Origin of the sequence: Cohnella lubricantis (genome assembly GCF_014212015.1) — a bacterium.
GTDB lineage: Bacteria > Bacillota > Bacilli > Paenibacillales > Paenibacillaceae > Cohnella > Cohnella lubricantis.
The window spans coordinates 1-19,507 of record NZ_JACJVN010000086.1 but is presented as its reverse complement, the minus strand read 5'-3'; the positions used below and the strand labels follow the sequence as shown (position 1 = coordinate 19,507).

17 protein-coding genes are annotated in these 19,507 nt (G+C 62.7%); 7 read left to right on the top strand and 10 right to left on the bottom strand.

The features are described 5' to 3' along the window. The 3 genes from H4Q31_RS19610 to H4Q31_RS19600 form a co-directional block, all read right to left on the bottom strand. Positions 1-2,174, bottom strand: a 2,174-nt coding sequence (locus H4Q31_RS19610) for an NHLP family bacteriocin export ABC transporter peptidase/permease/ATPase subunit (RefSeq protein ID WP_221626917.1), incomplete at its 3' end; no start/stop codon positions are given. A gap of 14 nt (positions 2,175-2,188) precedes the next feature. Next, positions 2,189-3,124 (bottom strand): NHLP bacteriocin system secretion protein, encoded by a 936-nt coding sequence (locus tag H4Q31_RS19605; RefSeq protein WP_185180755.1) that lies wholly within the window; start codon positions 3,122-3,124, stop codon positions 2,189-2,191. 1 nt (position 3,125) lies between these two features. Further along, positions 3,126-4,277, bottom strand: a complete 1,152-nt coding sequence (locus H4Q31_RS19600) for an ABC transporter substrate-binding protein (protein ID WP_185180754.1) — start codon at positions 4,275-4,277, stop codon at positions 3,126-3,128. Between the two features lie 160 nt (positions 4,278-4,437). Between H4Q31_RS19600 and H4Q31_RS19595 the strand changes: the two genes are divergently transcribed. From H4Q31_RS19595 to H4Q31_RS19585, 3 genes are all read left to right on the top strand, one after another. Further along, positions 4,438-5,373, top strand: a complete 936-nt coding sequence (locus H4Q31_RS19595; RefSeq protein ID WP_185180753.1) for an ABC transporter substrate-binding protein — start codon at positions 4,438-4,440, stop codon at positions 5,371-5,373. Then, positions 5,370-6,707 (top strand): dicarboxylate/amino acid:cation symporter, encoded by a 1,338-nt coding sequence (locus H4Q31_RS19590; RefSeq protein ID WP_185180752.1) that lies wholly within the window; start codon positions 5,370-5,372, stop codon positions 6,705-6,707. The genes H4Q31_RS19595 and H4Q31_RS19590 overlap by 4 nt, the downstream gene beginning before the upstream one ends. A gap of 70 nt (positions 6,708-6,777) precedes the next feature. Further along, the gene (locus H4Q31_RS19585; protein WP_185180751.1) at positions 6,778-7,296 is read left to right on the top strand and encodes a DinB family protein; all 519 of its coding nucleotides are present in this window, start codon (positions 6,778-6,780) and stop codon (positions 7,294-7,296) included. A gap of 47 nt (positions 7,297-7,343) precedes the next feature. Here the strand turns inward: H4Q31_RS19585 and H4Q31_RS19580 are convergent, their stop codons facing one another. The 5 genes from H4Q31_RS19580 to H4Q31_RS19560 form a co-directional block, all read right to left on the bottom strand. Continuing rightward, positions 7,344-8,123, bottom strand: a complete 780-nt coding sequence (locus H4Q31_RS19580; protein ID WP_185180750.1) for a DUF817 domain-containing protein — start codon at positions 8,121-8,123, stop codon at positions 7,344-7,346. 75 nt (positions 8,124-8,198) lie between these two features. Beyond that, entirely contained in the window at positions 8,199-8,978 is a 780-nt protein-coding gene (locus H4Q31_RS19575) for a YwaF family protein (protein ID WP_185180749.1), read from the bottom strand. A 184-nt stretch (positions 8,979-9,162) separates the two neighbouring features. Continuing rightward, positions 9,163-9,867, bottom strand: coding sequence for a response regulator transcription factor (locus H4Q31_RS19570; protein ID WP_185180748.1), 705 nt, complete (start codon positions 9,865-9,867; stop codon positions 9,163-9,165). After that, a complete protein-coding gene (locus tag H4Q31_RS19565; protein ID WP_185180747.1) occupies positions 9,833-11,260 on the bottom strand; it encodes a sensor histidine kinase in 1,428 nt (475 codons plus the stop codon). Before H4Q31_RS19565 ends, H4Q31_RS19570 begins: the two co-directional genes overlap by 35 nt. An 83-nt stretch (positions 11,261-11,343) precedes the next feature. Beyond that, positions 11,344-11,961: a TetR/AcrR family transcriptional regulator gene (locus H4Q31_RS19560; RefSeq protein ID WP_185180746.1), complete on the bottom strand. Its 618-nt coding sequence runs from the start codon at positions 11,959-11,961 to the stop codon at positions 11,344-11,346. A gap of 152 nt (positions 11,962-12,113) precedes the next feature. Here H4Q31_RS19560 and H4Q31_RS19555 point away from each other — a divergent pair, with 152 nt between their 5' ends. Beyond that, positions 12,114-13,004 carry an ABC transporter ATP-binding protein gene (locus H4Q31_RS19555; RefSeq protein WP_185180745.1) on the top strand — a complete coding sequence of 297 codons (891 nt, stop codon included), beginning with the start codon at positions 12,114-12,116 and terminating at the stop codon, positions 13,002-13,004. Beyond that, a complete protein-coding gene (locus H4Q31_RS19550) occupies positions 13,001-13,813 on the top strand; it encodes an ABC transporter permease subunit (RefSeq protein WP_185180744.1) in 813 nt (270 codons plus the stop codon). Before H4Q31_RS19555 ends, H4Q31_RS19550 begins: the two co-directional genes overlap by 4 nt. A 124-nt stretch (positions 13,814-13,937) precedes the next feature. Here H4Q31_RS19550 and rpiA read toward each other — a convergent pair whose 3' ends face one another. Further along, positions 13,938-14,606: a ribose-5-phosphate isomerase RpiA gene (gene rpiA / locus H4Q31_RS19545; protein WP_342590957.1), complete on the bottom strand. Its 669-nt coding sequence runs from the start codon at positions 14,604-14,606 to the stop codon at positions 13,938-13,940. A gap of 103 nt (positions 14,607-14,709) precedes the next feature. Beyond that, entirely contained in the window at positions 14,710-17,568 is a 2,859-nt protein-coding gene (gene uvrA / locus H4Q31_RS19540; RefSeq protein ID WP_185180742.1) for an excinuclease ABC subunit UvrA, read from the bottom strand. Between the two features lie 216 nt (positions 17,569-17,784). Between uvrA and H4Q31_RS19535 the strand changes: the two genes are divergently transcribed. Together H4Q31_RS19535 and H4Q31_RS19530 are read left to right on the top strand one after the other, a co-directional pair. Next, complete coding sequence (locus H4Q31_RS19535) at positions 17,785-18,318, top strand: GNAT family N-acetyltransferase (RefSeq protein ID WP_245347357.1); 534 nt, start codon at positions 17,785-17,787, stop codon at positions 18,316-18,318. Between the two features lie 133 nt (positions 18,319-18,451). Next, positions 18,452-19,243: an SDR family oxidoreductase gene (locus tag H4Q31_RS19530; protein WP_185180741.1), complete on the top strand. Its 792-nt coding sequence runs from the start codon at positions 18,452-18,454 to the stop codon at positions 19,241-19,243. Positions 19,244-19,507: the final 264 nt, after the last annotated feature.

The window sequence follows — 19,507 nt, the reverse complement described above, 5'->3', positions numbered from 1 at the left end:
AGCACGATGATCTCGTCCGCGTCGCGGATCGTGCTGAGACGGTGCGCGACCATGACGCAGGTGCAGCCGCGGCGCTTCAGGCTGTCGATGACGCGCTTCTCCGTTACCGGATCCAGGGCGCTCGTCGCTTCGTCCAGCACGACCAGCGACGGCTTGCCGCAGAGCGCGCGCGCGATCTCCAGCCGCTGCCGCTGGCCGCCGCTGAAGTTCGCGCCGTTCTCCGATACTTCGTGCTCATACCCGCCGGGACGGGCCATAATGTCGTCGTGAATGCCGGCATCCCGGCAAGCTTCGATCAGGTCGTTCGCCGGCACCGTGTCGTCCCACAGCGTCAGATTGTCACGGATCGAACCTTGGAACAGGCGGATCTCCTGGTCCACCGACGCCAGCGAGCCCGCCATGACGGCGCGCGGGATGTCCGCCCGGGCACGGCCGTCGAACGTGATCTCGCCCGCCTGCGGCTCGTACAACCCCGTGATGAGCCGCGCGATCGTCGACTTGCCGCTGCCCGTGCCGCCGACGAGCGCCACATGCTCGCCCGGCTTCAGCCTCAGGCTGAAGTCCTGAATTAACGGCGGATCCAGCGGGCTGTAGCCGAACGTCACGCCCGACAGCTCCAGCGCTCCCTGCAGCTTCGGCTGCCGCCAGGCTGCCAGCACCGCCTCATGTTCCGCGCCTGCGTCAACGCCGACGTCCGCCGCGCGGCGGGGCTGGTCCTCGCGCGCCGCCGCCGCGTCGAGCGGGTAGCGGTACACGTCGTCCAGCCGCGCCAGGCTGCCGGACACTTCCTGCACGGCCGTCGCCAGCTGGAGCACGCGGCCCACAGGGCCGATGAAGCTGGCCATCAGGCTCTGGAACGCGACCAGCATCCCGACCGTGAACGAGCCGTTCATCACGAGCAAGCCGCCGGCGATGAGGATAACCGTCGAATTAAGCGCCGACAGGAACGTCGGCACCGCCGACAACGCCTGCCCCATCTCGCCCAGCTTCATCTGCGTGTTCATCAGCTTGCTCTGCCAACCGGCCCACCGCGCGAAGAAGTCCGACTCCGAGCCGCTCGACTTGAGCGTCTCCATCATCGACAGCCCGGACATCGAGACGCCCTGCAGCTTCCCCGCGTCCAGCATCAGCTTCCGGTTCCGGTCGATCTGCGCCCGCGACACGAGCCTCAAATAGCCGAAGTTCGCCAGCGAGATTGCCAGCCCGAGCAGCGTCAGCGGCCAGTTGTACTGAATTAACAGGATGAAGTAGAACACGATCATCAGCAGATCCAGCGCCGTGCCCGCCAGCTCGCCGCCCAGCAGCTGCGCCAGCCGGCCATTGATCCCGATACGCGACGCGATCTCGCCGGCGTGCCGCTGCTGGAAGAAGCCGAGCGGCAGCCGGAGCACGTGCCAGAAGAACTTGCCGGACATGTTCATCGCCATGCCCGCCTGCAGCCGGTTCAGGAAGTGCTGGCGCAACAGCGTCAGCACGCCCCGCAGCAGGGCGGTCAGCCCCATGCCGATCAGAAGCGGCAGCAGCCAGCTCTGCAGCCCCCCGAGCAAGATGTCGTCTACGAAAATACGGCTGAACGCCGGGATCACCAGCCCCGGCACGACGAGAAGCAAGCCGGCCAGCACCGCGTACGCGATGCCGTCGCCCGCTCCGGTCAGCCGGCTTCGCAGCGAGCGAAGCGTCTGCCACCGCTCGCGCGACTGCGTGAACTCCGCCGTCGGCTCGAACGTGATGACGACGCCCGTGAACGCTTCATCGAAGGTCTCATAGCTTACCGTGCGCGGGCCGGAGGCCGGGTCGTTCAGATACACTTTGTTCCGGCCGAACCCTTCCAGCACGACGAAGTGGTTGAACTCCCAGTGAATGATCATCGGTCCGCCGATGGTCCTCAGCTCGTGCGGCTCCTTGCGGTACGCCTTCGGCCCCAGTTCATAAGCGCGCGCCGCCTTGACGATGTTGAGCGCCTTGCTGCCGTCGCGGGAGACGCCGCATTCGACGCGCAGCAGCTCCAGCGGCACGTGCCGGCCGTAATGAGCCAGCACGATGGCCAGCGCCGCGGCGCCGCATTCCACCGCCTCCATCTGCAGCACGGTCGGCGTCTTCACTCGTCTCGCAGCCGGCGCGGCTCCCCCGCCTTCGTCCCCGCGCCTGCGGATCCGTCCGAACCAAGCTCTCACAGCTCCCATTCCTCTCATCGCAAGAAAGGAAGCACGTTCGTGATCGGCTTCTGCTTGTACAGCGTAATCGAACCGGTCATCGGCGTGCCGCTCTCCAGCTTCATCGGCGGCCCCTTCTTCGTCGACCAGCGGTAGCCGCTCGGCGTCGAGCCGTCCGTCAGCATCTCGATGCGGACCTCGAGCAGCGCCTGGCCGCCAGCCGACAGCTCGCGCACATACGCTTCGTTGCCCAAGGTGGCCATCATGCTCGTCGACGTCGCCGGATATTCGGAGACGGACACGACGCGGCCGAGCAGGTTGCCGTACTCTTCCTTGTTCACCGAAGTCGGATTGAGCGCAGCTTCCATGCCAGGCGTCACCTGCTTGCCTGTCTGCGCCGGCAAGTACATAACCGCCTGCAAGCCGCTGGAGCCTTCTTCGCCCAGCTCTACCGTCGCGACCGCGCTTCCGGCGTCCAACGGGTCGTACTTCCGGACGCCGACCTCGAGCACCCGCCCGTCATACGGGCTGACGATCCGTGTCCTCTCGGCGATCTGCTGCTCGAGCGTATCGATGGCCGCATCCAGCTTCGCAAGGTCCGCCCCGGCGGCCGTCTCCCGTTCGCTCCGGAGCAGCGCCAGCTGCTCGAGCAGCTCCGGCTGGCCGACGCGGGCGATGACGTCTCCGCGCTTCACCCGATCGTTGATCTGCGCGCGAACGTCGGTCACCTGACCGGCGACCGACGAGCCGATCGTCACGATGCCGCCCGGCCGCACGATGACGCCCTGACCGGCGAGGGTCACCGACTGGCTGCCCGTGCAGGCCCACACGATCGCGATCGCGACGAGCAGCCCGACAGCGGCCAGAATGAGCCAGCCCTTGGGCGACGTCATGCGCGGCAGCGTATCGAGCTGTTCCGGGGAGGACAGGCGGTCGATCGCCGACTTGCGGAAAATGTTCTTGGCTGCCACGCTACCCCTCCTGTCCGCCGCTGTATTGGAAGCGACCGCCTGCCATCGTCTTGAGCACGACCGGCATATCGGTCACGTCGCCGGACGCATCGAACGTATGGCTGCCGGTGACGCCTTCCCAGCCGCTCATGGACCGCAGCGCCTCGGCGATTGCCGCCGGCTTCGCCGAACCCGCCTTGGCGATCGCGTCCGCCAGCAGATCCAGCGCATCGTAGCCCTGCGCCGCCCACTTGCCCGGCTGCTCGCCGTATCTCGCTTCATAGCGCTGCATGAAGTCCTTCACCGCCGGGCGGCTATCCTCGGGATTGAAGATCGAAGCGACGACAGCGCCTTCGGCCGCCGGCCCCGCAAGCTCCCGCAGTTCCGCCGAGTCGAGCCCGTCGCCGCCTAGAATCGGGAACGCGGCGCCAGCCTGCCGCAGATCCGCCACCGTATGGCCTGCGGCAGGCATAACGTCTGCGATGAAGACCGCGTCGCACGCAAGCGCCTTCCAGCCGCGCACGATCCGGGCGAGATCCGTCCGATCGGCGTAGCCGGTCAGCCGATCGATCGTCTCGATTCCCGCTTCCTTGCCGCTGTCCTCGAAGGCGTTCGCCAGCCCCCGGCCGTATTCATCGTCCGAGTATAGAATCGCTACCCGCTGGTAGCCCTTGGACGCGGCGAATTGCGCCATCCGGGCGCCGATCCGCGCATCGCTCGGAATCGTTCGGAATATGTATTGTTGGTCCCGCTCCGTCAGCTTCGGCGAGGTCGAGCCCGGAGACAGCATGACGATGCCCGCCTGCTCGTACACGTCGGATGCCGGAATCGACACCGACGAGCCGCGATGCCCGATGACGGCCGCTATGTCCGGATCGTCCGCGAACCGCCGGGCCGCGTCCAGCCCTTCCGCCGGCAGGCCGCCGTCGTCGATGCTCTCGATGCGCAGCCGGCGGCCGAGCACGCCTCCCGCATCGTTGATCTCCTCGGCCGCCATCGCCACACCCTCGGCCAATCCCTCGTTGCGGGTTGCCAGCGGCCACCCGACGCCGATGACGATATCGCCTTTGCCGCTGCCGCGGCCGGCTCCTTCGCCGCCCGCGCAGCCGGCCAGCAGCATCGCTGCCAGCAGCACCGCAACGGCCGCAGCACCCTTTCTTGTTCGCCTGTTCACGTTCGCCCATCCTCTCCGCCTAACCGATACGCCGCCGCAGTTCTTCAGGCCCGCACGAATCCGGGATCCTATCAATTATTGTCATAATAGCATTTTTAATCAGAGATGGATATGGTAGAATAACGTCGGAAAATAGCGGAAATATAGGAGGGGTCGGTGAATGACCATGGCTCTTGGCGCCAAGCCGTTCCGGCGCTGCGGCGGTCTGCTCGCGCTGGCGGCCGCAGCGGCTCTGTTGCTTGCCGGCTGCGACTCGGCCGGGGCGGGCGGCGCCGCGGCCGCCGCCGTCGCCGCTCGTCCCGCGCCGGCCGTCCAGCCGGTCCCGGACCCGTCGCTGCTCCCCGCCGACCTGCGGGCGATCATCGACAAAGGGGAGCTGACCGTCGCATTGTACGCGGACGACCGTTATCCCTTCTTCTACAAGAACAGCCGGCAGGAGCTCGCCGGCGGCGACATCGATCTGGCGACGGACATCGCCCATCAGCTCGGCGTGGAGCCTGTCTTCCTCCGAACGGCCGCCACCTTCGACGAGGTGGTCGACCAGATTGTGCGGGGAGAAGCCGACATCGCCGTCTCCAAGCTTAGCGTCACGCTGTCGCGGGCCCGGAAGGTCAAGTTCACATCGCCTTACCTCGTGCTGAGCCAGGCGCTGCTCGTGAACCGCACCCAACTCGCGAAGACCGGGCGCGAAGCCGACGACCCGTTGAGGGTCATCGACAGTCTCGGGGCCAAGGTCGGCATCCGCCAAGGCACGTCGTTCGTCGATTACGCCGACAACCTGTTCCCGGACGCCGAGAAGGCGCTCTATGACGATACGGGGAAGATGGTCGACGATCTGCTGCAGGGCAAGCTTTTCGCCATCCTCTATGACGAGAACGAGATCAAGCGCACGATCTACGATAATCCCCAGTTCGCAATCTCGCTTAAGACGGTGCTGCTGCAGGGACAGCGCGACCCGCTCGCGATCGCCGTGGCGCCGGACAACGATCAGCTGTTGTACTGGCTGAATCTGTATCTCAATCTGAAGTACGACGGTAATCTGCCGCGCATCGACGACTGGCTCACCACTTACCCGAGTCCGGAGGGATCGCCATGAACGAACAATTCCGGAGCAGCCGTGGATTCAACGTCCCTTGGCACTGGCTGAAGTCGGGCTGGAGCATCGCGCTCGGCATCGCGCTGGGCGTCGCGATCGGACTGTACGACGCGCCGCTGGCCGGGAAGCTGTCCGTCTTCGGCGACTTGTATCTGACATTTCTGAAAATGTGCGTCATCCCGATCATGATCACCTCGATCATTCCCAGCCTCGGGCGGCTGCTCTCCTCCCATCATATTGCCGGACAGGTGCGGCGCATGGCCGTCGTGTTCGTCGTCATGCTGCTCGCCGTCAGCGCGATTGCCGCCGTCGCCGGCCTGCTCGGGCATCCGGGCCACGGCCTGTCCGCAAGCGCGCGGGAGACGCTCGGGCAGACGCTGCTCGCTTCCGAGAGCGGCAGCGGGGCCTCCGAAGCGGCGGACAGCGCCGGAGATACCGGCTTCTTCGCCTTCCTTCGCGAGATGATTCCGGCCAACATCTTCAGCGCGCTCGTCGACGGGCAGAGTCTGCAGATCTTGTTCTTCTCCGTCCTGTTCGGCGTCACGGTCGGCTTCTTCCCCGCTTCGGGAAGCGAACCGCTGCTAAGCCTGCTGGATCTGCTCTTCAAGGTGTTCCAGAAGATCATCTCGTGGTCGCTGTACCTGCTCCCCTTCGCGCTGCTCAGCATTATGGCCAATCAGATCGCGCAGACCGGTCTGGACATGCTGCTCGCCATGGAACGGTTCGTCCTCCTCGTGCTGGCCGTCTCCGCCGCGCTCATGCTGCTATCGTCGCTCGTGATCGCCTGGCGGCTGCGAATCCCTTACGGACGTTCATGGTCTGTGTTGAAGACCTCGCTTATCGTCGGCTTCGGCACGCGCAACAGCATCGCGACGCTGCCTTCGATGCTAGAGGCGCTGCGCTCCGGCTTCCGGCTGAACCGCGAGGTGACGAACCTCGTCGTGCCGCTGGGCGTCATTCTGTGCCGGTACAGCATGGTTATTATTTTCTCCATGTGCCTCGTGTTCCTGTCGCAGCTCTATTACATCCCGCTCGGCAGGAGCGGACTGCCGCTCGCGGTCGCCGGCGCGGTCATCGCAGCGATCGCCGGCGCCGGATCCCCCGCCGTCGTCTCGCTGTCCATGCTGTCGATCGTCGCCGCGCCGCTCGGCCTGCCCTACGGCACCGCCGTCGTCATGCTGCTCGCCGTCACGCCGGTCATCGACCCGTTCGTCACGGCCGCGAACGTCCATCTGAATTGCGCCGCCGCGGTACTCATCGCCGACCGCGAGGCGACGGAGGAGCTGCCGGATCCGCTTGGCGAGTCCGACAACGCAGTGCAGATCGGTGCATGAAGGGAATTGCCTTGACAATCGCGGGGCGCGAGCCCTATCCTACTTGTAAATTGATGGCAGGAGGGTTCCGATGAGGGATAGACCAGACAAGGACGAATACGCTGGCCACTTCAGCGACTATATCGAGCTGGTGCCGGATGGCGACATTCTGCACCTACTGGAGCGGCAGCAGCGCGAGATGGTCAGTCTGCTGGATGAACTGACGGAGGAGCAAGGTTATTATCGTTATGCGCCGGACAAATGGTGTTTAAAAGAAGTGATCGGGCATGTGACGGACAACGAGCGAATCATGAGCTACCGGCTGCTCCGCATCGCGAGAGGCGACACGACGCCGCTGCCGGGCTACAACCAGGATGTGCTGGTGCCAGGCGGCAACTTTGATCTCTTCCAGCTGCCCCAGCTGGTGGAGGATTACATCGCGGTTCGCAAGGCGACGCTGACGCTGCTTCGCGGGCTGACCGACGAAGCATGGCTCCGAACGGGCACCGCCAGCGAGCATTCGATCTCCGCCCGGGCGCTTGCCTACGTCATCGCCGGGCATGAGCTCCACCATATGCGCATCATCCGCGAGCGTTACTTGAACGATTAACTTATTGCTAACCGCAATCCGCTATCCCGGGCCGCGCTCGGGATTTTTCATTTTTCCAAGCGGCTTTTCAAATCTTTGAGCTGTACGACGATGATTATGCTAATGATGACAAGAAGGAACCATGAGCTGATCTTGCCCCAATGCACTAAGCTCCAGCGCACCTCCTGATTCGGATATTGCCACGCCCCCAAGTAGGTGGAGATATTCTCCGCCACCCAGATGAAGAAGCCGATCAGCACGAATGAGACGAGCAGCGGCATCCGCAGCGTGCGTCTGCCGACGCGGAAGGATACCCAAGAGCGCCAGAAGATCGCCAGCAGCGCGAGCATCAGCCACCAGCGCACATCCGTCATGTAATGGTTCGCAAAAAAGTTAGCGTAAATAAGCACGGCGATCGCCGCCGTTGCATACGAATTCGGCCAACGCTCGAAGCGCAGGTCAAACCTACGCCAAGCTTGGCATATATAACTGGCGACACTCGCATACATGAAGCCGCTGTATAGAGGCACTCCGCCGATCTTCGTCCAAGCGTCCCCGGGGTACGACCAGGAGCCGATATGCACCTTGAACAGCTCCAGTCCCAGCCCGATCAGATGGAACATCGTAATAACCTTCAGCTCATCCCAAGTCTCCAGCTTGTAGCGAACCATAGCGGCCTGCATTGCCACGCAGATGAGCAGAATGAGGTCGTACCGCGGAACATACGGCACGTGCACGAACTTCGTAATGGCCATCGCGGAGAAAATAACGACCGGGAACAGGCAGCACAGCGCCTGCGTCCAGCCGAACCGAATCAAGATGCCAGCCGCTCTCTTCAATTTATCCATAGTCCCTCCGCTGTCGCCCGCTTAATATCTCTCATTATAACGAGCGCCGAGAACGAAAGGTTCGGTGACGGCGATTTATTTCGCCGAGGCTGCGCGCATGCGTCCGCGGTCTCCCGCGCCTTCGCCTTCCTCTCTCCCGCTGCTGCCGGACCTGCCGCTCCTCCCGCGCTTGCGCCGGGTCCACCGGTCAGCCGCCTTCACCGCGCCGAGCAGCGCGAAGCAGAGGACGAAGGCGACGGCCTCCAGCTCAAGCAGGTACCACGGCCACGGGCTCAGCAGATCCAGCATGGAAGCCGTGCGCGGCTTGTGCGCCAAGAACATGAAGTTCGTGCCGGCCCAGATGTCGGCGACAGCGGCCGGAATGGCCAGCGCATGCAGCCAGACAAGCGCCCGGAGCATGGAGCGGAACGTCGGCCGGAAGCGGTCGACCGCGGTCATGAAGACGCTCGCTGCCAGAATGGCGATATGCCCGATGAAGAAGTGGAAGTAGTAGAAGGACGGGAACGGATCGTTTAAGTCCGGCGTCAGGAGCGCCTGCAGCGTCCCCAGCGTCCCGAGGAAGAAGGCCGCCTCATACAGCCAACGCTTACCGGTCAGCAGCAGCGCGGCCGACAGCCACAGCGTAAGGCTGCACAGCTCGAACGGCAGCGAATAGACGCTCCAAGTCCCGCGGATGACATAGGAGATCTGCAGGGCGACTTCGCTGCCGGCGAGGACAGCGGCGAGTCCGTACTTAGCCGTGCGGTTCGCGCCCGGCCGCCGCAGCCGATCGCGCCAAGCGAAGATGGCGGCGACCGTGAGCGCCGCGGCGGCGAGCGCCGCCCAATGCGATAGAGAGAACGCTTCGAATCTCATCTGAGCCCCTCCTTCGCCGGATCAAGCCGATCCAGCGCCAGTCTCATCTCACAGCCCCATTGTAGAAGATCGGCGCAACAAAAATAGTACCATCTTCATCTGGTACCATCTCAGTATGCCCCGCCCGTATACAGGCAGCGCCTCTATGTTCCGCTTCCGGCCGAAGCAGCAACGCGAGCCTTCGCTAGGTATCCTCCCGCTTCGGCCCGCCGCCGGACTCTTCCCCGAACAAGCCCATCTCCTTCGCTTGGCGAGCCGCTTCCTTGGAACTGCCGGATCGGAGCTTCCGCAGGATGTTGTTCACATGGTTCTTCACCGTTCGGATGGAGACGAACCGCTTGTCCGCGATCTGGGATTGCGAATAGCCCCGATCGATCAGCTCCAGCATCTCCAGCTCCGACGGCGTCACGAGGTCCCGGAACTTCCGGACCTCAAGCTCCCGCTCGATCCGCTTCAGCCGACGGAACTCCTCGCGCATCCGCTCCGCCGCCTGCGGGCTGATCGCCGACAGCCGGCGCGCCGCCGCTCTGACCGCCTCCGGCAGCGCCTCGAAGTCGGACTTCACACGGTAATCGATCGCTCCCGCCTGGAAAGAGCGCAAGATGAAATCCTTCTCTTCGAGCGAAGTGAGCATAATGACGCTGGCGCCCGTCGCCAGCGCCGCTTCCTCCGCCAGCGCGATCCCGTCCGGCGCGCCGTGCAGCATAATATCCATCAGCACGACGTCCGCCTCCGGGCGTCCGCCGCTTCCCTGCAGCGCCTCACGAACCGCCTGCGGCGAGCCCGAGGCGAACCGGACCTCGATATCGTTCTGCCGGTTCAAGTAATCGGACAGCCCTCGCAGCCAGTCGGGGTCATCCTCGACGATCCATACTCGTATCGGTTCCATGCGCCATTCTCCCCCCTCCCACAATCGTCCCGACGAAGCGCGCCCGCACCTTCCGCTTCGGGAACGTCAGGAACACGCGGGTTCCCGCTCCCTTGCGGCTGTCGATATGCAGCGTCCCGCCATGCTTGCGGATGACGTGGTACGCGCAGGGCAAGCCGAGTCCGAAGTTCGTGCCGCCCTCCTTCAACGTGAAGAACGGCTCCATCGCCCGCGCCGCTTCCCGACGGTTCATGCCGGGGCCGCTGTCGCGCACCTCCACGACCAGCTCGCGCTTCGTCTCGGTCACGGCAACACGCAGCTCTCCGCGGCCCTCCATCGCTTCCAGCGCGTTCGCGATGAGATTGTGCAGCGCCTCCTGCACCTGCTCCCGGTCCAGCACGCAGCGCCAGCCGTCCGGCGCGTCTACCGTCAGCCGCACGTCGCCGAGCCGCGGCGCGAATGCTGCCGCCGTCTCGCGCGCCAGCGCGCCGAGATCGGCTTCCGCCGGGCGCAGCGCCAGATCCTCCGTCCGCCGATGCACGCGGGAGATCATCTCCTGCATGTGCCGCGAGGCGGACAGCACCGTCTCGATATCGGCCAGCAGCTCGGGCTGGCCGGTCGATTCGGCGTAGGCTTTCATTTTTTCGCCGAACAGCTTGATTTTCCCCGCATCATTCTTCATCGCATGGTTGAGAATCGCGGTGCCGGACGTCACCGCCCGGAGCGTCGAATCAAGCCGGCGGCGGTCGACGAGCAGGCGAAGCCCCAGGAAGCCATAGGTGAACAAACCGACGACGAACAACGCGACGCCAAGCCCGACGAGCCAAGTGTTGTACACCCACATTCGCCGCATGCCGAGGCTGGGCAGCAGGTAGTTCATCACGGCGAAGAACAGCATCGGCGGCAGCACCGCCATGCAGACGATGGCGTACGACTGCGCCCACGCGGAATGGCGAGGCCTGCGCAGGAGCACGATCCCAGCTCCCGCGACAATGTAGGGAACCGCCCACCAGACGGTGAAGTCAAACGAGATCGGATTGAGCTCCGTATAGGAGGGCGTAAATAGCACACTGCCGACGATCGGAACCAGCAGCGCTCCCGGCACCGCATACCGGAGGCGGGGAGAGAGCTTCGCGCCGCCGAACGAGAGAGCGAACAGCAGGAAGCAGTAAGGAATGCCGTAATATGACGATACGGCGCTCACAGCCTGTATGTCGTACAGAAGCGGCTCCCAGCGCTCGTAACCGCCGATCCGATCTAGATAGGGGAGGAATTGATCATCTAGCACCGCCGCCAGCGCGCCGGTTCCGCCGAAGAAGGCGACGGCGCCGAGGCGCTTCAGCTCGGCGGAGCGGCGATCCGCCAGCGCCATGAACGCGGCGACGCACCATAAAGCGAGCCATACGAACAGCATCGGGAAGCCTCCAGCGCTTGGGTTCGGTGACGTGATGCGGTTGTCCGCGCGTCAGCGTAATTCTAACCTTTTCGACAATGGGTCTATATTCCCTGCTCGCCGTCTCCTTGGCCGCGGATGCCGTAGAACAGCAGATAGACGAGCTCCTCGACGAACGCCTCCGGGTCGCCGCTCTGCTGCGCTTGGTCGAGGAACGCCGAAGATTGAGCCATGTACATGTTGAAAAAAGTCATCAGCGTTGCCGTCGATACCCCGGAGGAGATCTCTCCCCTCTTCTTCGCCTCGTCGATACAGCGTATGAACAGCGGCATCGCCCAATCGCGGGTAATGCGCTCCATATAATCGCTCATCTCGCGGTCCTCGATCAGCAGCTGCTTGAATATCTCCGGACGGAAGGAGCGGAACGCTTCCTTGTCGTGGAACACCGCGTACTGCACGATCTCCTTGAACGACGGAGCGGGCTCACGGTTCAAGAAAGCCTCGAAGCCGGCCACCGCCCCATCGATGTAGTCCTTAATCGTCTCTCGGAGAAGCGCCTCCTTGCTGCCGAAGTAATTGTAGATCGTCACCTGCGACACATGGGCTTCAGCGGCGATATCGGCGATGCGGATTTTGCGGGGCTCCCACGTCTTCAGCATGTCGAGAACGGCCTTCTTGATCTTCTGTTTGAGGAGCTGCGCGCGCTTCTCGAATCCGTTCATGTAAGTCCACCCCTGCACGGCTAGTTTGATTTGATGAAATTATATCACAAATATATTTCACAACTCATTGACGTGGAGGGGTTACCCGCATAATATAATTTGTGAAATCATAAGTTTAAATTATTTCACGAAATAAGGCGGTGTCGGAATCGATGCTGAAGGTGCAAGGGTTGACCAAGACGTATCCTGGCGGGCGAGGGATCGCAGATGTCACGTTCGAGGTGGAACGAGGGGAAGTGTTCGGCTTCCTCGGCCCGAATGGAGCAGGCAAGTCGACGACGATTCGCCACATCATGGGGTTCATGAAGCCGGATCGGGGCAGCGTCGCGATCGGCGGACTGGATGTATGGAAGCATCAAAGCGAGGTGCAGAAGCTCGTCGGGTACTTACCGGGGGAGATCGCCTTCCTCGATGGGATGACCGGACGAGGATTCCTGGAGTTCGTCGCCCGGATGCAGCGTGTGGACAGCCGCGTCAAGCGCGACCTGCTCATCGAACGGCTGCAGTTCGACGCGGACACGCCGATTCGGAAGATGTCGAAGGGCATGAAGCAGAAGGTCGGCATCGTCGCCGCGTTCATGCACGATCCCGCCGTCATTGTATTGGACGAACCGACATCCGGCCTTGACCCGCTTATGCAGCAGCTGTTCATCGAGCTTGTCCTCGAGGAGAAGGCGAAGGGAACGACGTTCCTCATGTCCTCCCACAGCTTCCCCGAGATCGAACGGACGTGCGACCGCGCGGCCATCATCAAGGACGGACGGATCGTCGCCGTGAACAACATGCACGAATTGCAGTCGATGCAGCGGAAGGTCATCGAGATCCTGTTCGAGAAGGAAGCCGATGCCGTCGCATTCATGGGCGCGGAGGGCGTGCATGCGGAGTCACGCGACGGCAGCCGGGTGAGAGCGGCGGTGCAAGGGGATTACGACGCGCTCATTCGGGAGGCCGCGAAGTATCGGATTCGCAGCCTTGATGTGGCCGTCCAGAACCTGGAGGACGTGTTCATGCACTACTATGACCGGAAGGGGGCTTCGCGATGAACACGCCATTGTTCCGCCAGATGATGAAGGTGAATGCGAAGGGGATATCGAACTACGCCGTCGGCTCCGCCTTCTATATGCTGCTCATGTTCTGGCTGTACCCCAGCATTGCTGAGAATTCAGCGGATTTGAACGATATGGTCGAGTCTCTCCCTGCCGGCCTCGTGAACGCCTTCGGCTTCGAGAACGGATTCGGCAGCATGGAATCGTTCATCTCCGGCGAATATTACGGCCTCATTCTGCCGCTGCTGCTCTCGATCTTCAGCATTATGCTATCGACGCAGCTGATGGCGAGACTCGTGGACCGCGGCTCCATGGCTTACCTGCTGGCAACGCCGACGACCCGCGGCCGCGTCGCGTTCACGCAAGCGGCCGTACTCGTCTGCGGCCTGTTCGTCATCGTCGCCGTGACGACAGCTTCCGGCTTCGCCGGCAGCGCTTGGATCATCGGCGGCCGATATGCGTTCGACGCTTCCCGCTTCCTGTTGATGAACGCCGTCATCTTCCTGCTGTTCTTCGCGATCAGCGGCCTCTCGTTCTTCTTCTCTTCGATCGTGAACGATGAGAAGCGCGCGCTCAGCATCTCCGGCGCCGTCACGATCGGCATGTTCAGTCTCGATCTGCTCGGCAAGATCAGCGGCAGCGTCGAATGGCTGCGTTATCTCTCCGCCTTCTCGCTGTTCCGCCCCGCGGACATCGCGAGCGGCGGAGGACAGATTGCGGTAGCGTGCGTGCTGCTCCCGCTGATCGGCTTGCTCGGCTTCGCAGCCGGTATCGCCGCGTTCCGCCGGAGAGATCTGCCGCTCTAACAGACGGAGAACAGCACGGCGGCTTTGAGCCAGATGGCAAAAAGGGCTCCCGCTTCCGCGCGCCGCATGGCGCTATTGGAGAGGGAGCCCTATTGGGGCTGGAGTCGAAACGACTCAATGATCACTACGGCCGAAGCACGCTAGTGCTTCCGTCCAGCTTCCCGACCACGACCGCGGTGGTCATGCCTGTAAACAGGCCGTTGTCCACGACGCCGGGAATCCGGTTCAACTCTGCGCTCAGCTGGGCGGGATTGGCGATTCGGCCGAAGCGGCAATCGGCGATCCAGTTGCCGTTGTCCGAGACGAACCGCTGCCCGTCCTTCTCGCGAACGGTCGGCTGCCCGCCGAGTGCGGCGAGCGCATTCAACGTGAGGCGCGAGCCGAACGGCACGATCTCGACCGGCAGCGGGAATGCTCCGAGCGAGCTGACCACTTTGGATTCGTCCACGATGACGACGAACTTATCGCTGGCCGCCGCCAGCACTTTCTCCCGGAGCAGCGCGCCTCCGCCTCCCTTGGTGAGGTTCAGGTCGGGATCTACTTCGTCCGCGCCATCGATCGTGAGATCGATCCGGTCGATCTCGTCTAGCGATACGAAGGGAATGCCGTGCTCCTTCGCCAGCTCCTCCGAGCGAATGGAACTGGCCGCCGCACGGATGTTCAGCCCTTCCTTCACTCGCTCGGCTATTCGCAGAATCGCCCAATAAGCGGTCGAACCCGTGCCGAGACCGACCGTCATGCCGTCCTCGATCCATTCGACTGCCCGCTCGGCGGCAATTCGCTTCATGTTCACTTCCATTAGTCTGCTCCTTCCCCTTGCTGCGGGTCCTTCCATCGGTCTGAAAAGCCGCCTGCCGATCAAGGATCGCAGACGGCTTCTGGCTAGCTGCCAGGCCTTATGCCTTCGCCAGCTCGGCTTCGGTTCTAGCGCGGTCGCGCTCCAGAATCGGGGCAAGATACTTGCCCGTGTAAGACTTGGCATTCGCGGCAAGCTGCTCCGGCGTGCCCACGCCGACAAGCGTACCGCCGCCGCTGCCGCCTTCAGGGCCGAGGTCAATCAAGTAATCGGCCGTCTTGATAACATCAAGGTTATGCTCGATGACGAGCACGCTCTCGCCGGAATCGACGAGCCGCTGCAGCACCTCCAGCAAGCGGGCGATGTCGTGCGCGTGCAAGCCGGTCGTCGGCTCGTCGAGAATGTAGAGCGTCTTGCCGGTGCTGCGGCGGTACAGCTCCGCCGCCAGCTTCACGCGCTGCGCTTCGCCGCCGGACATCGTCGTCGACGGCTGGCCGAGCTTCATGTAGCCAAGGCCGACGTCTAGCAGCGTGCTCACCTTGCGGTGAATGCGCGGGATGTTCGCGAAGAACTCCGTCGCATCCTCGATCGTCATGTCCAGCACTTCCGCGATATTCTTGCCCTTGTACTTCACTTCGAGCGTCTCGCGGTTGTACCGCTTGCCCTTGCACACCTCGCAAGGCACATACACGTCCGGCAGGAAGTGCATCTCGATCTTGATGATGCCGTCGCCCTTGCAGGCTTCGCACCGTCCACCCTTCACGTTGAAGCTGAAGCGGCCCTTCTTGTAGCCGCGAACCTTCGCTTCGTTCGTCATCGCGAACACGTCGCGGATGTCGTCGAACAGTCCGGTGTACGTCGCCGGGTTCGAACGCGGCGTTCGGCCGATCGGCGACTGGTCGATGTCGATGACCTTCTCCAGATGCTCGATGCCGGTCATCTCTTTGTACTCGCCCGGGCGCGTCTTCGCCCGGTTCAAATCGCGCGCCAGCGTCTTGTACAGAATCTCGTTGACGAGCGTCGACTTGCCGGAGCCGGATACGCCGGTGACCGCCGTGAAGACGCCCAGCGGAATCTTCACGCTCAGGTTCTTCAGGTTGTTCTCCTTCGCGCCTTTGATCTCCAGCCAGTTGCCGTTCGGCTTGCGGCGTTCGAGAGGAACGGGAATGAACTTGCGGCCGCTCAAGTAAGCGCCCGTAAGCGATTCGCCGTCCGCCATCACTTGCTCCGGCGTGCCCTGCGAGATGACTCTGCCGCCGTGAATGCCCGCTCCCGGACCGATATCGATCAAGTAGTCGGCGGCCCGCATCGTATCCTCGTCATGCTCGACGACGATGAGCGTGTTGCCGAGATCCCGCATATGCTCCAGCGTCTGAATGAGCCGGTCGTTGTCCCGTTGATGCAAGCCGATGCTCGGCTCGTCCAGAATATAGAGGACGCCCATCAAGCTCGAGCCGATCTGCGTTGCCAGCCGGATGCGCTGCGCTTCTCCGCCGGACAGCGTGCCCGCCGCACGCGACAGCGTTAAATATTCCAAGCCGACGTTCACGAGGAAGCCGAGCCGGCTGTTGATCTCCTTCAGAATGAGATTCGCGATCTGCTTCTCCTTCTCCGTCAGCTCAAGCGCGGAGAAGAACCGCTGCGAATCGCCGATTGAGAGCGACGTCACGTAAGAGATGTTCTGCTCGCCGACGGTAACGGCCAGCACTTCCCGCTTAAGCCGGTGGCCTTTGCAAGTGCCGCAAGGCTTCGCGCTCATATAGGCTTCGATAAATTCCCGAATGCCTTCCGAGCCCGTCTCGCGATAGCGCCGTTCCAGGTTGTTCACGATGCCTTCAAACGGGATATGCGCCTCGCGCGAATGGCCGAATTCGTTCTCGTAGCGGAAACGAATCTTCTCCCCGCCGGTGCCGTACAGAATCTTCTGCATCTGCTTGTCATCAAGCTCCGAGATCGGTACGTTCGTCGGGATGCCATAGTTGGCGCACATCGACGCTAACAATTGAGGGTAATAGTTGGAGAAGCCGCCCGCCCAAGCTTCGAACGCGCCTTCTTCGATGCTGCGGCTGCGGTCCGGGACGAGCAGATCGGGGTCGACGACCATCTTCGCGCCCAGGCCGTCGCACTCGGGGCAGGCCCCGAACGGCGAGTTGAACGAGAACATGCGCGGTGCCAGCTCTTCCATCGAGAAGCCGCAAATCGGGCAGGCGAGCTTCGAGTTGAACATGAGCTCTTCCTTGTCGATGATGTCGATGAGCACTTGGCCGCCGGACAGCTTAAGCGCCGTCTCGAGCGAATCCGCGAGACGGGGAGCCGCATCGTCCTTCACGACGATCCGGTCGACGACGACTTCGATCGAATGCTTCTTGTTCTTCTCTAGCTCGATGCTCTCCGACAGATCGCGAATCTCGCCGTTGACGCGCACACGGACGAAGCCCTGCTTCTGCACGTCCGCCAGCAGCTTCGTGTGCTCGCCCTTGCGTCCGGAGACAATCGGGGCTAGAATCTGCAATCGGGTACGCTCCGGGTAGGCCATGATCCGATCGACCATCTGCTCCACCGTCTGCGACGTGATCTCCACGCCGTGGTCCGGGCAGTGCGGGCGGCCGATGCGGGCGAACAGCAGCCGGAGATAGTCGTAGATCTCCGTCACCGTGCCAACCGTCGAACGCGGGTTGCGGCTGGTCGTCTTCTGATCGATCGAGATGGCCGGCGACAGCCCTTCGATCGAATCGACGTCCGGTTTGTCCATCTGGCCGAGGAACTGTCGCGCATAGGCGGAGAGCGATTCCACGTACCGGCGCTGCCCTTCCGCATAGATGGTATCGAATGCGAGCGACGACTTGCCGGAGCCGCTCAGTCCTGTCAGTACGACGAACTTGTCGCGGGGGATCGTCACGTCGATATTTTTCAAATTGTGGGCTCTTGCGCCCTTGATGACGATATTCTCGTTGGCCAACGGTATAGCCCCTTTCGTGTACGGTCACTGCGGGGCTCATTGCGTCAAACCGGCCGCGGGTTCCGTTCCATAAGAATATGTGTTCTCATTTATTATAGCGAAGCCTTTATTAGGTTGCAAATGGAAAAGAGGCCTGCCGGGAAGCCCCACGTTGTTCCTCTTCCATTCGTCGGGTAGAATCGAGAGAGACGCTTACTTGGAGAGGGATGGACAGGCATGGAGCAGGAGATCAAGATGGATAATGGCGACGTCATTGCATTCGCGAAGCCGGAGGATTTGCCCGTTATCGTCGATATTTATAACAGCACAGTCGCTTCGCGGCAGGTGACCGCGGATTTGGAGCCTGTCACCGTGGAGAGCCGCCGGACCTGGTTCGAGGAGCACACGCCCGATCGGCGTCCGCTGTGGGTGCTCAAGCGGAACGGACAAGTGATGGCTTGGGCGAGCTTGAGTACATTTTATGGAAGACCGGCCTATGACGGGACGGTTGAGCTGAGCATTTACGTTGGCGAGGCGGCTCGGGGAACCGGCGTCGGCAGCGCGCTGCTCCGGCATGTGCTCGGCGAGTGCCCGCGGCTGGGCGTAACGACGGTGCTCGGCTTCGTGTTCGGGCACAACGAGCCAAGCCTTCGGCTGCTGCGCAAGTTCGGCTTCGAGCAATGGGGCTATTACCCGCGCGTGGCCGTGCTCGACGGCATGGAACGAGACTTGGCCGTGCTTGGGCGAAGGGTCGGGGCCGGAGAATCATGACGGCCGGCTCAACCGGCGAGGCGGGCTCAATATTAGTGGTGTCGGCAATTCGGTAAGCCGTTATGTCGACTTATCGCGGAACATTTGATCGAGGCAGCGAGCATCTCATTTTGGGGAAAGGGGGAATTGTCTCATGGATATGGGACTACGGGGGAAATCCGTTATGGTCGCGGCGTCCAGCAAGGGGCTCGGCAAAGCGATCGCGCTTGAATACGCGCGCGAAGGCGCGAATGTGACGATCGCAAGCCGCGACGAGCGGCAGCTCGAAGCTGCGCGGGATGAGATCGCTGAAGCAGCGGGGAGCGCGCCGTTTGCCGTCCGCATGGACGTGCGCGACGCGGGCGACATTCGCGCCGCCGTGAAGGCGGCAGCGCAGCATTATGGCGGGCTGGACGCCATGGTCACGAATGCGGGCGGTCCGCCGCAGGGCGGCTTCGAGGCGTTCGGTGACGCCGGGTGGCAGAGCGGCTTCGAGCTGACGCTGATGAGCGTCGTCCGGCTTATTCGCGAGGCCCTGCCTTACTTGCGAAGCGCGGCCGACGGCGGGCGCATCGTCAACGTGGCGTCGATGTCGGTGAAGGAGCCGCTGGACCAATTGATCTTGTCCAACGTCTTCCGCGCCGGGGTGAATGCATTGACGAAGAGCCTCGCGACGGAGCTTGCGCCGGATCGCATCTTGATCAACACGATCGCGCCGGGCAAGATCGGCACCGATCGGCTCGTCGAGCTGAACCGGCGAATCGCCGGCGAGCGCGGCGTATCCCTCGACGAGGTGTACCGCGATTCCGCGGCGCAAATCCCGCTGGGTCGGTTCGGCACGCCGGAAGAGTTCGCCCGCGCCGCCGTCTTCCTCGGCTCGTTCGCCAACACCTACGTCACGGGCCAGGCGCTGCTCGTGGACGGCGGCATCGTGAAGGCGTTGTGAGGGCTGGGGCCGGCGCTTGAGGCGAATGTGAGTAATCTAGTTACTCTCTTTGGAGTCACTTCGGCGCTTGAGGCGAATGTGAGTAATCTAGTTACTCTCTTTGGAGTCACTTCGGCGCTTGATGCGAATGTGAGTAATCTAGTTACTCTCTTTGGAGTCACTTCGGCGCTTGAGGCGAATGTGAGTAATCTAGTTACTCTCTTTGGAGTCACTTCGGCGCCTGATGCGAATGTGAGTAATCTAGTTACTCTCTTTGGAGTCAAT